We start from the raw sequence: 13,592 nt of genomic DNA, 5'->3' as shown, positions 1-13,592 counted from the left end.
TAAACCGCAACGCATCCGAGGCATTACTCATTCTCTGTTCTGTCTGGTTTTCAACCAGTGATTTCAATATAGGCGCTTGTATTGAACGACGAATGCTCATTACCAAAAACATATCCCAATTGATTGCTGACACATCGTGTATTCCCTATTACTTTGTCTATGTTACGGTGAGAGTGTCCATAAATCCAGTACTCGATTGGGCTTGCGGCAATATAGTATCCCAATTCTACCGCAAATGCACCATTTAACGGACTACCCTTGAATTCCGGAGCCACCAATTCGAACGATGGGACATGATGGGTAGCGACAACAATGTGCTTTGCCTTACTTCGATTCACTTGCTGCTCCAGAAAACGGAAACACCGATCATGCTCTTCATTGAATCTGACCCAATCCAAAGGCTCACAAGCCCAACGTATCCGGCGAAAATCGCTAATGACGGATTCTGTTCGGAAGGCATCCTGCAATCCGATACGCCCCCACAACGTCGTTGCGATTAACTCCGTTTCATCGTTTAACGGGATTACGGAATTGTAACAACACAATATGTTCTCTCGTATTTGCAAAGACCATCCATCATAGAGTTTGCTAATATCAAACTGCTTGTAAAATTCATGATTCCCTGGGATAACGATTACTTGTCTGTAGTTTTCCGATGCCCAGTCCCAAAAAGGATGCCTCGAATAATTATCATCCCCAATATACCCGATGTCTCCGGCAAGCACAAGAATCTCTGCGGAAACAATCAATGGATGATGCTTGAGGAAATTGCTGTTTTCCTTGAATTCCAAATGGAGGTCGGAAGCGTATTGTATTTTCATGATAAAGCGAATATGCGTCTCATTTCCAGCAATACTTGCTCGATGAAGGCAGCATCTCTTTGTATGCTGGCCTGTAACGGTTGATTAGGCATCAATGATTCCATCTTCGTCACAAAGGCAACTGCGTCTCTCTTCATCTTTTCGGACAATTCTATCGGCTCTGCAATATAACCGCTTGCCATTAGCTTGAAAACATCGGACATATGTTTTCGGATATCACTGCCATGTGCAGGTGGTTCCTGTTCGGAAAGATTCAGGTATGCCTTCATCTTCAGACATATCAGACCTACCGTATCAACAACATGCAGTTCCTCTTCCATCGTACTGTGGGCCAATGCAAACTGATAAAACTCTTCATCCATCAGGATTGCAGACAGACTCGACACATCTTCACCGACAGGAATCGGGGTCAGATGACAACCAGCGGGAACAGTCAGCACTTCCGGCTGTTTGGACAGCAGTTCTATCTGATAAGGGAACTCTTCGTTCCGAGGTCTATAAAACCGAAACAATTCAGGCTCGGGCTCTTTCCCCTCACCTCGTTTTTTCTCTCTCTGTTCATAATCCCCATCATGGATAAAACTCCAAAATCGACGGCCAAATTCAGGTGTCATCCGTTCCACAACAAGAATCATGTCTATATCTTTCGTGGCTCGAGGTTTCATATCTGCATGACGCAGCATAATACTGCATGCCGTACCTCCTATAATCACATAGTTCTCCTGGAAATCTCCAAAATACTCCTTAAACTTATCCAGACCCCTTACTGCCATATTTCACGAATTATATTTTCCAATTCTTTTTCTACCCGCGGATCCTTGTCTTCGCGCAAAGACAAATACAACGACAATCTGTCGACATATCCCTGTTGCCCAATTTTCATTTCAGGGGAATATTTCCAGATTTCAATCTTATACTTGAAATCCGACGATTCCCACTCCGAGTAAGAATAATTTCCCGAAACATAATCCCGTTCCCAAATAGCTAATGTGGTCTGGTCGTCAGCATTCAGAAATGAGTAGTGTGACAAGGCGCTGACACCTCCGATGTAAAAAGAATCACCTCCTACCTCGTCCGAATAAACGATCTTTTTAACTGGCGACACAAAATAGGGCATAGCCTTATTCCATAGGTCCTTTCGCAACATGGAGGAATAGATCAATTTTGTCTTCCTGTCTTTTCGAGCCTGCAGCAATTGCTTTCTTTCCAATTCACCAACAGCTCGAGATACAGCCAAATAGTTATACGGAATACGAGATTGCAGCTCTTGCAAGGTAAATTCGCTCAGATCAGGATGAAGCAAATAATTTAACAAGACATATTGAGCTACGGGGGATAGTTGATGCTCCAGATCTTCTTTTTTCCGAATCCGTTCATTAATTAGCATACCGGGGAGAAACACATAACGGTCCGATACGACAAAATAAACCCCTTGCTCAATCAGTCGCTGTCTGATATAAAATGGCGCAGACTGCAAGATGAATACAACTGGAATGTCCAGAATCCGCTCAATCTGATTAGCAATGCGAGCATACCGCATCGGCGTGTATGTACGGGTCAAATCAGCATTTTCAACAAGGCACAACGGATGCTTATTGAATTCCGCACAATAAAACCGGAAACTCAATATTAGATCAAGACTTAACCCTTTCAGTTTATCCCGACCAATTTTATCAAGATTGACAGGAACACCTGCAATAGATATTGTTTTCAGCATTTCTCATCATTTTCCATAATATGCATCATTATCAACATAAGTAATAACGATGCAAATATAATGATAATAATCTAGTTTACAATTTATATATCAATATTTATTACTTGCATTATAAAGATTATTATTACAGATAACGACACAAACATCATTACCCAAAACTTGATGAGTAATACGATCTTTTAATGCTCGCCAACACAAAATAACCGTTAAGCCACGCTCGACTACTTCCGAATCCCCTACTGAACCGACAGAACAATCTCCAGGCAAATTACACAATCAGAGGTATCCGGGTGGACACAAACGACTACTCGTCGAACTAAATCTTTGATTTATTTATATTTACACGCAGTATACTACTTACAAAATTCGGCAAAAAAATCCGCAGGTTCGTTTCCAATTCGGTTGCAAAATCCGGGAATTTTTCGTAACTTTGTAACAACCAAGTGAATACAAGGGAAAACAGCGAAAATAGGTTGTGGCCTATTCGGTGTATCTAAAAATTTTTACAATCTTAACACGTTGACATATTGGCGATTACGATATGGGTTCAGTTATCGTTCTCTCCGCCAGGTCCGCGGATCGACCAGACAAAAAACGCTGCAAATCAGGTGATTTGCAGCGTTTTTTTCATATCTTCCGCCCCGGTTCACCGTCTACGACCGGTCGAACGGACAAACGCCGCGAAACGCTTCAGACCCTCGTCGAGTCGCGTCCGCGGGCAGGCGATGTTCCAGCGCATGAAACCCTCCCCTTCGGCTCCGTACATCGTTCCGGCATTCAGCCACAGCCCGGCCTCGTCGACCAACCGCCGTTCGAGCTCCTCCGATGCAAGTCCCAGCACCCGGCAATCCATCCAGACCAGATAGGTCCCTTCGAGCTCCGCAATCGGGAAGTCGGACAGCTGCTCCCGGCAGAAAGCCCGCATGTGCCGGTAATTCGCATGGAGATAGCCGACCAGTTCGTCGAGCCACTCCCCACCCTCGTTGTAGGCCGCACGCGTGGCAATGACCCCGAACGGATTGACGTCGCAAACCTCGTTGTCGTTGATGGCCCGGTCGATCCGTGCCCGCAGCCGGTCATCCGCACAGACGATGTTCGCAATCTGCAGCCCGGCGATATTGAACCCCTTGCTCGGAGAGACACACGTCACGCTGTGGCGCAGGAACTCCTCCGACATCGAGGCAAAAGGCGTATAGCGATGCCCCTCATAGACCAGTTCGCAATGGATCTCATCGGCGACGACCAGCACTCCGTGACGGATGCAGATCTCGCCCAGGCGCTGCAGTTCGTCGCGCCGCCAGACCCGCCCGACCGGATTGTGCGGATTGCACAACAGCATCACCTTCACCTGCGGATCGGCCGTCCTGCGCTCCAGATCCCCGAAATCCATCTCATAGGTATCGCCAACGGGCCGCAGCGGCGACGTGACCGTCTCGCAGCCGTTGTTGCGGATCGACGAGAAGAAGCAGTTGTAGACCGGCGTCTGCACCAGCACCTTGTCGCCCGGACGCGTCGCGGCCTTGATGATCGCCGAGAGGGCCGGCACCACCCCCGACGTGTAGATCATCCACCGGCGGTCGAACGTCCAGCCGTGACGCCGGGCGAACCACCCCGTAACGGCCTCGTAATAACTCTCCGGAACCCGCGTATAGCCGAAAATCCCGTGTTCGACCCGTCGCCGCAGCGCCTCGACAATCGCCGGAGCCGTCCGGAAATCCATATCGGCCACCCACATGGGCAGCACGTCGTCTCGGTCGGCACTGTCCCATTTATAGGAGTCGGTGCCGCGTCGCAAGACCGGCGTATCGAAATCGTATTTCATCGAAGGAGGGTTTTATCGGTGATCTCATACGTACCGCCGTTGCGCAGGCGGATCTCACAGTCGGCCGGAGGCAGGATGTTCCGGTCGATCGTCACCGAACCGATCGCGTCGGCCACGATCCGCCCCGACGTCGGGTTCTTGATGTTGGTGATCGCGCCGCGGATATCGGCCTGCAGCGTGCTGTACTCGAAGGCCCGGTCGCAATCCTCGCCGAACGTGCAGCTCTCCAGCACCAGATTCTCCGCATAGCAGAGCGGCTGCTCGCCCGTGATGTGGCAGTTCACCAGCCGCAGGTTCCGCGAGTGCCAGCCCAGGTACTCGCCGTTGAGCTCCGAGTCGTAGATCGTCACGTTCTCCACCTCCCAGAAGGCATCCTTGGTCGTGATCCGCGCGTGGTGGATCTCGGCGTCCTTCACATACTGGAAGACATACCGGCTGTCGCTCTCCAGCCCGTCGACGTAGATATCCCGGCTGAACATGAAGGGATAGGTCCCCTCGTGCAGCTTCAGGTTGCGGGCGCGGATGCCCCGGCAGCACCAGAAGACCTCGTCGGCATCGTTCATCGTGACGTTCTCAAGGTCGATCTCCTGCATTTCGCGGAACATCTTCGGGGCGTCGATCACCGTATCGGTCATCTTCAGATGGTCGGAATACCACAGCGCCGAACGCCCTCCGACGTCGAAATAGCAACGGTCGATCCGGAAGCCGTGCACGTGCCAGAAGGGGTAGTTGCCCTCGAAACGGCAATCGACCGCCTCGATGTTGCGGCACTCCTTGATGGCCGACTCCCCGGCCCGGACAATCACCTGCTCCAAGCGCAGGTCATGGGAACCGAACAGGGGTCGCTCGCCCCCGAACTCCCGATTTTTAATCACTTCCATATCTCTTGATTTGAATTTGTCGGTTTTTCGTCCTTGCTCCCGCAAAGTTACGGGAGATTGCGCCGAATCGCTGTAGACGAATTACGGATAATATAACCACGATTACTGAAGCCGCTCATCGCCGCTTGAGCCACCGTTTGCCCGCCAGCCGGACCAGGAAGATCACCCCCCGGAAACACAACTCGACACACATGGCGATCCACACGCCCTTGAGTCCCAGCGTCGGGGCCAGCCACGCCGCCAGCGAAAGCCGCACGGCCCAGATGCTGAAGAAGTTCATCAGACACGGCACCATCGTGTCGGCCGCCCCGACAAAGACGCCGTAGGCGACGATCGAGGCCGCAAACATCGGTTCGGCAAAGGCCTCGATGCGCAGGGCCATGACGCCCAGCTGGCGGATCTCCTCCACGGGCGTCATCAGACCGATGATCTGCGGGGCGAACAGATACATCAGCACACCCATCACCCCCATGATCCCCATGCCCGTCAGAACGGTGATCCGGGCAAAGCTGCGCGTGAGTTTCAGCCGTCCGGCCCCGATGCTCTGCCCGACGAGCGTGGTAGCCGCCTCGGCAATGCCGTAACCGGGCATGTAGCAGAGGCTCTCGGCCGTCACGGCAAACGAGTTGGCCGCAATGGAGAAGACCCCCAGCGGCGCCACGATGACCGTGGTCATGATCTGCGCGCCACAGATGACCGCATGCTCCATGCACATCGGGAAACCGATGCGGAAGGCCCGCTTCAACGTTTCGGGCCGCGGGCGGAAACTGCCCCGCTCGCCGCTCAGCCGCAGCGTCTCGGAGCGGGTCCACAGATAGCGGAGCAGCGCAGCCGCAGCCACCACCTCGGCGGCCGCCGTTCCCAATGCGGCGCCGCATACGCCCAGTCCGGCTCCCGGCACGGTCAGCGTCAGCCCCGCCAGGTCCCATTCGCGCGTGGGGAAGATCAGGAAGAAGTTGAAGACGACGTCCAGCGCACACATCGCCACCCCCATGATGCTCGGGATGTGCATGTTGCCGCTGCAACGCAGCATGCCGCCCGCCAGAAAGTTCATCTGCAGGGCCGGCAGGAAGAGCGAAAAGATGCAGAAATAGAGCGAGGCATCCCGCCGGATCGAGGGGTCGCCACCCAGCCACGCGGGCAGCGGCCCGCTGATGGCCGCACCGACGGCCGCCAGCAGCAGACTGAAGAGCAGCGTGGCCGTCATCGACTGCCGCACCACGGCACGGGCCCCCGCCAGATCGCCGGCCCCGATCCGATGGGCCACCTGCACGGAAAATCCCGACGTGACGGCCGCACACAACCCCCAGAACAACCATGTCGTGGTCGAGACCAGTCCGATCGAGGCCGAGGCCTCGGCCCCGAGATGCCCCACCATCGAGGCGTCGATATACTGCATGAAGATGGACGACAGCTGCGCAATGATGGCCGGGATGCTGAGCCGCACGGTCAACTGCAGGCGCTCCCTTAAGGTCATGGCCCGCCCCGTGCGAATCAGAATCAGCAGTTCATTGGTCCGTTTGGCCAGTCTCATCGTTCGTTCCATTTTCGATCCCTTATCATTGCGGCACCCCGGCAGGAACCGGCAGATCCCTGCCATCCTCCGGGCACTCCTCGGTAAACGGTTCGCCGGACGTTTTATTGCATCGCCGATCCGGTTCCCCGTGCAGGAGTCCGTTTGCGCGGGGCAAAGATCGCAATTTTTCGCCGGATCCGGTGTAGACGGATTACGGATTTATCACCCCTTTATGACCCCGATTACAGAACCGGCCGCCGGCCGGCCTCGCCGGAGAGTCGGCCCCCGGAAAGGGCAAATCCGTAACTCGGGTTATAAACCGCCGGCATGTTCCGTAAGAAAGGTTATCGGAATCCAGCCATTCCTGCGTATCTTTGCAGCAGTAAACAACAAGCAGGATGGAAACAACGATGGATTCCCGAACCGTCAATCTGGATACGGTCGATCAGTACAACCGCCTCTACGGGCTCGAAACCCTCAACCCGCTGGTCAGCGTCGTCGACCTGAACAAGGCCACCCGACGCGTCGAATACACCCGCTGGAACTACGGCATCTACGCCCTGTTCCTCAAACTGGAGAAGGCCTGCGACATCTGGTACGGCCGCCAGCCCTACGACTATCAGGAGGGTACCGTCGTCTGCTTTGCGCCGGGACAGTCGACCGAAATCATCACCACATCCCCCAAAACGCAGATCAACGCCTACGGCATCCTCTTCCATCCGGACCTGCTGGCCGGCACCGCACTCGGAAAGAACATCAAACGCTACTCGTTCTTCGACTACGAGGCCAACGAGGCGCTGCACCTCTCCGAAGAGGAGCGCAACGTCATTCTCGACTGCCTGAAGATCATCGGCACGGAGCTGCGCCACGACGTCGACCGCTACAGCCGCAGGCTGCTCGTCAACTACATCGAACTGCTGCTGAACTACTGCACGCGCTTCTACGAGCGGCAGTTCACCATGCGCACGAAGGCCAACAGCGACATTCAGATCCGCTTCGAGCGGCTGCTGGACGACTACTTCGAGGGCCACACGGCCGAACGCGAAGGGCTTCCGTCGGTGCGATTCTTTGCCGACAAGCTCTGCCTGTCGGCCAACTACTTCGGAGACATGCTCAAAAAGGAGACCGGACACACCCCCCAGGAGTACATCCAGGAGAAGATCATCGAGGTGGCCAAGGAGCGCATCGACAACACGCAGCAGACCGTGAGCCAGATCGCCTACTCGATCGGTTTCCAGTATCCGCAACACCTCTGCCGGCTCTTCAAGAAGCGCGTCGGATGCACGCCCAACGAGTACCGCACGCGAAAGACCGACTGAGCGCCATGAAGCCCTCGACGCTGGATATCAAAACCGTATGCGAATGCAACCGCAGTTTCAACTGCCAAACGCTGCATCCGCAGATCAGCGTGATCAACCTGCAGCACCCCGACCTGCAAGAGGATGCCGTGAAATTCGAATTCTACGCCATCCTCTTCATCGAAAAGTGCAACGACGGCTGCTGCGGCTGCGGCCGCCGGTCGGACGACTACACCTGCGCCACGATGGTCTTCCTCCAACCGGGCGAGATCTTCCGCATGAGCGAAGCCGGGGCGCTGCCCGACAAGGGGTGGCTGCTGGCCTTCGCTCCCGACCTGCTCCACCGCACCACCCTGAAGAATCACATCCGCAACTACACCTTCTTCTCCTACCGCAAGCAGGAGGCCCTGCACCTCTCGCAGCGGGAGGCAGCCACCGTCACCGATTGCATGGAACACGTCGTCGAGGAGCTGCGGCACGCCGTCGACACCCACAGCGCCACCATCCTCTCGCGGCTCATCGAACTGATGCTCGACTACTGCACGCGCTTCTACGAACGACAGTTCATCACGCGCGAAGCGAAGAACAAGGCCCTGATCGACCAACTCGAGGCGCTGATCGACCGATACCTCCTTTCCGGCGTTCGGTGCGGCTCCGAGGGGATCTCCCCGCAATACTGCGCCTCGAAACTGGGGCTTTCGGTCCCCTACCTCCAGGATCTGCTGAAATTCGAGACCGGCAAGAGCCTCGACGAATATTTCCAGTTGAAGCGGCTCGATGCGGCCAAAAGCCTGCTGCTCAGGGCCGAAAACTCCCCGGCCGCCGTCGCGCATCATCTGGGATACGCCAACGTACAGTATTTCAGTCTGTTGTTCAAGAAGATAACCGGTTTTTCGCCCAACGAATACCGCTTCTCGAGAAATTAGGAATTGCGGCAAGGCCGGCACGTCGGGCGGCCGGAAGAAGGGGATCGGAGCCGGCCGGGACCTCGGGATACGCCGAATTGTTCCGAAAAGCCGATTTCGGACGCTTTTGCTTGCAAACATCCCACTCTCTGATGTATTTTTGCCTACGCAACAAGACCAAACCCGACAACCAACATGGAGCGAATCATTTCTCACTTTACGGACGACGACCTCTACAAGTTCACGATGTGCTGTGCCGTCATCGACAACTTCCCCAGGGCACGCGTCCGCTACTCGTTCACCGACCGCGACGGCACGCGCTATCCCGCAGGCTTCGCCGAAGCGCTGCTCGAACAGATCGCCCTGCTCGAAACGCTGGTCATCACCGACGAGGAGATCGCCTTCATGAAGCGGAGCTGCCCCTATATCCCCCACTGGTTCTACAACTACCTGAAGGGCTATCGGTTCAACCGCCGCTGGGTCACCGCCAGCCAGGACGAGGAGGGACACCTCACGGTGGATTTCGAGGGGAGCTGGGCCGACACGATTCTGCTCGAGGTCAAGGTGCTGGCCATCATCTCGGAGCTCTACTACCGGATGACGGGGCAGACCGGGCATCTCGACTACGGGGACTTCTACCGCCGCAGCCGTCTCAAGGCCCGGCGGCTGCTCGAGGCGGGATGCATCTTCAGCGACCTCGGCACGCGCCGCCGGGCCTCGTTCGAGGCCGAGGATACGGCCGTGCGGGCGCTGAAGGACGAGGCGGCCGCGGAGAGCCATACGGGACGCTTCGTGGGAACGAGCAACGTCTACCTGGCCATGAAATACGGTCTGACCCCCATCGGAACGATGGCCCACGAATTCGTCTCGGCCATCGGCGGCATGTACGGCCCCCAGATGGCCAACCACATTGCCATGAACTCCTGGCGGCAGACCTTCCGCGGTGCGCTGGGAACCTATCTCTACGATACGTTCGGGTGGGAGATCTTCAGCCTCAACTTCTCGGAGGATTTCGCCAACCTCTTCAAGGGACTGCGCATCGACAGCGGCGACAACCGCGAGCAGCTGCAGAAAATCGTCGACAAATACCGCTCGCTGGGGATCGACCCGCGCACCAAACAGGTCATCTTCAGCAATGCGCTCGATACGGACCGCGCCATCGAGATACAGAGTTACGCCCGGGAGTGGTGTCAGCCGTCGTTCGGCATCGGCACGCACTTCACGAACGATTTCGAAGGCATCCGGCCGTTGAACATCGTCATCAAGCTCACGGCCGCCAGGATCACCGAGGCGTGGCCCTTCTACAACGACACCTGCAAGCTGAGCGAGGACGACGGCAAGCACACGGGAAAACCCGAGGTCATAGCCCGTTTCCAGGCAGCGCTGAACCGGAAGGCCTGAGCGGCACACCCCGCAGGCAGAAACGACAGGGGGCGGAATCGTCACCCGCAACGGAGTGGACGATTCCGCCCCCGGCCTTCCGGTCCGGGACTCGGACGCCCAGACTCAGATGAAGAGATTCAGGTTGGCCTCCCCGGTGCGATCGAGGTAAGAGGCGACGCCGCCCAACGTGACCTCGTCCAGCAGCTCTTCACGCCGTACGCCCATGACGTCCATCGACATCGTGCAGGCGATCATCTCCACGCCGCTGTCCAGCGCCTGACGCATCAGCTCCTCAAGGCTGGAGATCTTCTTGCGGCGCATGATGCCGCGCATCATCCGGCTACCAAGCCCCCACATATTGAGTTTCGAAAGGTGCAGCCGTCCGCTGTGCGACGGGAGCATCCAGCCGAACATGCGCCCCATCAGATCCTTCCGCACGGCCGGCTTGCGACGCTTCTTGATGACGTTGAGCCCCCAGAAGGTGAAGAACATCGTCACCCGCTTTCCCGTCGCCGCCGCTCCGTTGGCGATGACGAACGAGGCCAGCGCCCGGTCCAGATCATCGCTGAAGACGACGATCGTCTTGTTGTCGGCCGACGCTGCCTGCCGGGAGACCGATTCGGGCCGTGCACCGCAGCACGACGCTGCAGCCGGCACCGGCTTGCGGATCTGCGCCCGCACCTTGCCGCCGCAGGTGTCGAGTGAGAGCAGTTCGGCTCCGGTCATGCGGCACCACGAGGCCACGTCGCGTCCGAAGGCCTGGTCCGTGGCCGTAATGCGCAGCTGTCCGCCCGGCTTCAGGGCCTCGAAACTCCTCTTCAGCTGCAGGACCGGCCCCGGGCACATCAGCCCGCAGGCATCGACCTCCACCACGGCACTCTCCCCCTCCGGCGACACGGCCGCCGAATCGCCACAGCCCGCCGAGGCATCCGCACAGCCCGGCTGCGCCACACTCCGGCAATCGTGCACCGGGGCGCAGTCGCAACGACACTCCTCCCCGTCGCGGGGTTCGGGAACCGGGGCCGTCGCCGCACGCCACGTCGTGTAGCCGCCCGAAAGGTTGCGCACGTCGCGGAATCCGTGCTGGGTGAGGATGCGGCTGGCCAGGTAGCCCCGCAGTCCGACGGCACAGCTCACCACAACGGGACGCTCGCGCGGCAACTCGCCGAGGTGTTCGCGCAGTTCGTCGAGCGGGATGTTCACGAAGCCCGGGATCGAACCCATGGCAAACTCGTCGTGCGTGCGTACGTCGATGCGCAGCGTCTCGTCGCCCAGCGCGGCGACATCCCGCCACTGGATCACCCGCACACGCCCCGTGAGGATGTTTTCGGCCACATAGCCGGCCATGTTCACCGGATCCTTGGCCGAGGAGTAAGGCGGTGCATAGGCATGTTCGAGTTCCGTGAGGTCATGGATGGTACCCCCCGTGCGGATGATCTGCTCGAACATCTCGATGCGTTTGTCGGCGCCGTCGCAGCCGACAACCTGCGCCCCGAGCAGGCGCCCCGTCCCGGGGGCGAAGAGAATCTTGATCGACAGCGGCAGCGCATCGGGATAGTAGCCCGCATGCGAGGCGCCGTGGGTGAACGACTCGATGTACTCGATGCCGCAGGCCTTCAGCAGTTTGGCATTGGCGCCGGCCGCAGCCACCGTCAGGTCGAAGACCTTGGCCACCGACGTACCGATCGAACCCCCGTAGATGTGCGTGTTGCCCAGCACGATGTTGTCGGCCACGATACGGCCCTGCTTGTTGGCCGGTCCGGCCAGCGGGATGAGCGCCGGACGTCCCGTCACCAGATGCCGCACCTCGACGGCATCCCCCAGGGCGTAGATCGCCGGATCGGAGGTCTGCATGTACTCGTTGACCGCAATGCCGCGCCGCTCGCCGATCTCCAGCCCGGCCTCCCGGGCCAGTTGGGTTTCGGGGCGCACGCCGATGCTCAGAATCACCAGATCCGCCGTGATCTGCCGCCCGCTCTGCAGATGGACCGTCACCCGTTCATCGCCCCGCTCCTCGAAGCGCACCACCCCATCCTTCAGATAGAGACCGACCCCGCGGTCCGTCAGGTGGCGGTGGACCAGTGCGGCCATCGAGAAGTCGAGCGGCGCCATCACCTGATCGGCCATCTCCACCACGTCGACCCGAAGCCCCAGGTGGTGCAGGTTCTCGGCCATCTCCAGACCGATGAATCCGCCGCCCACGACCACGGCACGCCGCGGGTGCCGTGTGTCGACATACTGTTTGATGGCATCCGTGTCGGGAACGCTGCGCAGCGTGAAGATCCGCGGGCTGTCGATCCCCTCGATCGGCGGTCGCAACGGCTCGGCTCCGGGCGAGAGGACCAACCGGTCGTAGGTCTCCATGTAGGTTTCGCCCGTGGCCACACGGCGCACCGTCACCTCCCTGCGCGCACGGTCGATCGCCGTCACCTCCTGTTCGGTGCGGATATCGATGCGGAAGCGGTCGGTGAAACCCTTGACCGTCTGCACGAAGAGTTTCGACCGCTGGGCAATCGACCCGCCGATGTAATACGGCAGTCCGCAGTTGGCATACGAGACATATTTCCCCCGCTCGAAAAGGATCACCTCGGCCTGCTCGTCCAAGCGGCGCAGGCGGGCCGCCACGGTGGCCCCTCCGGCCACCCCTCCGACAATAAGAATCTTCATGGGTTCGTATGGTTGTGTGATTGATTTTCCGATTCGGGATCCTGCTCCGTCACCACGAAGGCCTTCAACTGCGCGAAGAGTTTGTCAAAACCCAGGAGGGTCTCGTGCTGCATCTGACGGATCTTCTCCGCCCCGAGCTCCGTGAGCGAGAAAAGCATCTGGCGACGATCCTGCGGACTGATCGTGCGGTGGAGATACCCCTTCCGTTCGACCGTCGTGATGACCTTCGAGACTCGCGGCCCCGAAAGCCCGACAAAATCACACAACGTTCCGGCCGTACGGGCCCCACCCTGCTTCAGGCAGCAGAGCAGCATCGCCTCGTTGATCGTAATGCCATGACGCTCGGCAAACGCCTTTTCAAATTGGTACAGCGCCTTGTAAATCTCCTTGATACGGCAAATTGGTTCCATCTTTTCGATCTTTTCGTCACAAAGATAAAATTATTTTCCATTAAAAACTATTTTTATTGGAAAATTATTATCGGACACGCGCCCCTCCGGAAAATAGAACAGGCGCTGATACCCTCCGTCCCCTTCAGGAGATAACGCTTCCGGAGCCGGCCGACATGATCCACAAAAAAGA

At 57.5% G+C, this 13,592-nt stretch carries 11 protein-coding genes; 3 read left to right on the top strand and 8 right to left on the bottom strand.

The annotated features are described in order from the left end of the window. Positions 1 to 50 precede the first annotated feature (50 nt). The 6 genes from B5E60_RS01015 to B5E60_RS00990 all read right to left on the bottom strand — a co-directional run bounded on the left by B5E60_RS01015 (position 51) and on the right by B5E60_RS00990 (position 6,787). Entirely contained in the window at positions 51 to 821 is a 771-nt protein-coding gene (locus B5E60_RS01015) for a metallophosphoesterase (RefSeq protein ID WP_087309014.1), read from the bottom strand. Then, entirely contained in the window at positions 818 to 1,594 is a 777-nt protein-coding gene (locus tag B5E60_RS01010) for a hypothetical protein (protein WP_087309013.1), read from the bottom strand. Before B5E60_RS01010 ends, B5E60_RS01015 begins: the two co-directional genes overlap by 4 nt. Beyond that, the gene (locus B5E60_RS01005; RefSeq protein ID WP_143260607.1) at positions 1,585 to 2,538 is read right to left on the bottom strand and encodes a hypothetical protein; all 954 of its coding nucleotides are present in this window, start codon (positions 2,536 to 2,538) and stop codon (positions 1,585 to 1,587) included. The genes B5E60_RS01010 and B5E60_RS01005 overlap by 10 nt, the downstream gene beginning before the upstream one ends. Positions 2,539 to 3,184: 646 nt before the next feature. After that, complete coding sequence (locus tag B5E60_RS01000; RefSeq protein WP_087309011.1) at positions 3,185 to 4,360, bottom strand: MalY/PatB family protein; 1,176 nt, start codon at positions 4,358 to 4,360, stop codon at positions 3,185 to 3,187. Beyond that, positions 4,357 to 5,241, bottom strand: coding sequence for a DUF3737 family protein (locus B5E60_RS00995; protein WP_087309010.1), 885 nt, complete (start codon positions 5,239 to 5,241; stop codon positions 4,357 to 4,359). The genes B5E60_RS01000 and B5E60_RS00995 overlap by 4 nt, the downstream gene beginning before the upstream one ends. A 115-nt stretch (positions 5,242 to 5,356) precedes the next feature. Continuing rightward, on the bottom strand, positions 5,357 to 6,787 hold the full coding sequence (locus B5E60_RS00990; protein WP_394336851.1) for an MATE family efflux transporter: 1,431 nt from the start codon (positions 6,785 to 6,787) through the stop codon (positions 5,357 to 5,359). A 380-nt stretch (positions 6,788 to 7,167) separates the two neighbouring features. Here B5E60_RS00990 and B5E60_RS00985 point away from each other — a divergent pair, with 380 nt between their 5' ends. From B5E60_RS00985 to pncB, 3 genes are all read left to right on the top strand, one after another. Beyond that, entirely contained in the window at positions 7,168 to 8,076 is a 909-nt protein-coding gene (locus tag B5E60_RS00985) for a helix-turn-helix domain-containing protein (protein ID WP_087309090.1), read from the top strand. 5 nt (positions 8,077 to 8,081) lie between these two features. Beyond that, positions 8,082 to 8,981 carry a helix-turn-helix domain-containing protein gene (locus tag B5E60_RS00980; protein ID WP_087309009.1) on the top strand — a complete coding sequence of 300 codons (900 nt, stop codon included), beginning with the start codon at positions 8,082 to 8,084 and terminating at the stop codon, positions 8,979 to 8,981. A 174-nt stretch (positions 8,982 to 9,155) separates the two neighbouring features. Continuing rightward, positions 9,156 to 10,361, top strand: coding sequence for a nicotinate phosphoribosyltransferase (gene pncB / locus B5E60_RS00975; protein WP_087309008.1), 1,206 nt, complete (start codon positions 9,156 to 9,158; stop codon positions 10,359 to 10,361). A gap of 105 nt (positions 10,362 to 10,466) precedes the next feature. Here pncB and B5E60_RS00970 read toward each other — a convergent pair whose 3' ends face one another. Beyond that, complete coding sequence (locus B5E60_RS00970) at positions 10,467 to 13,010, bottom strand: FAD-dependent oxidoreductase (RefSeq protein WP_087309007.1); 2,544 nt, start codon at positions 13,008 to 13,010, stop codon at positions 10,467 to 10,469. Next, on the bottom strand, positions 13,007 to 13,420 hold the full coding sequence (locus B5E60_RS00965; RefSeq protein ID WP_087309006.1) for a MarR family winged helix-turn-helix transcriptional regulator: 414 nt from the start codon (positions 13,418 to 13,420) through the stop codon (positions 13,007 to 13,009). Before B5E60_RS00965 ends, B5E60_RS00970 begins: the two co-directional genes overlap by 4 nt. Between the last annotated feature and the right edge of the window lie 172 nt (positions 13,421 to 13,592).

The sequence above is a fragment of the Alistipes sp. An116 genome, from assembly GCF_002161005.1.
GTDB lineage: Bacteria > Bacteroidota > Bacteroidia > Bacteroidales > Rikenellaceae > Alistipes > Alistipes megaguti.
The sequence above is the reverse complement of the archived record's forward strand: the minus strand, read 5'-3'. Positions and strand labels throughout refer to the sequence as shown.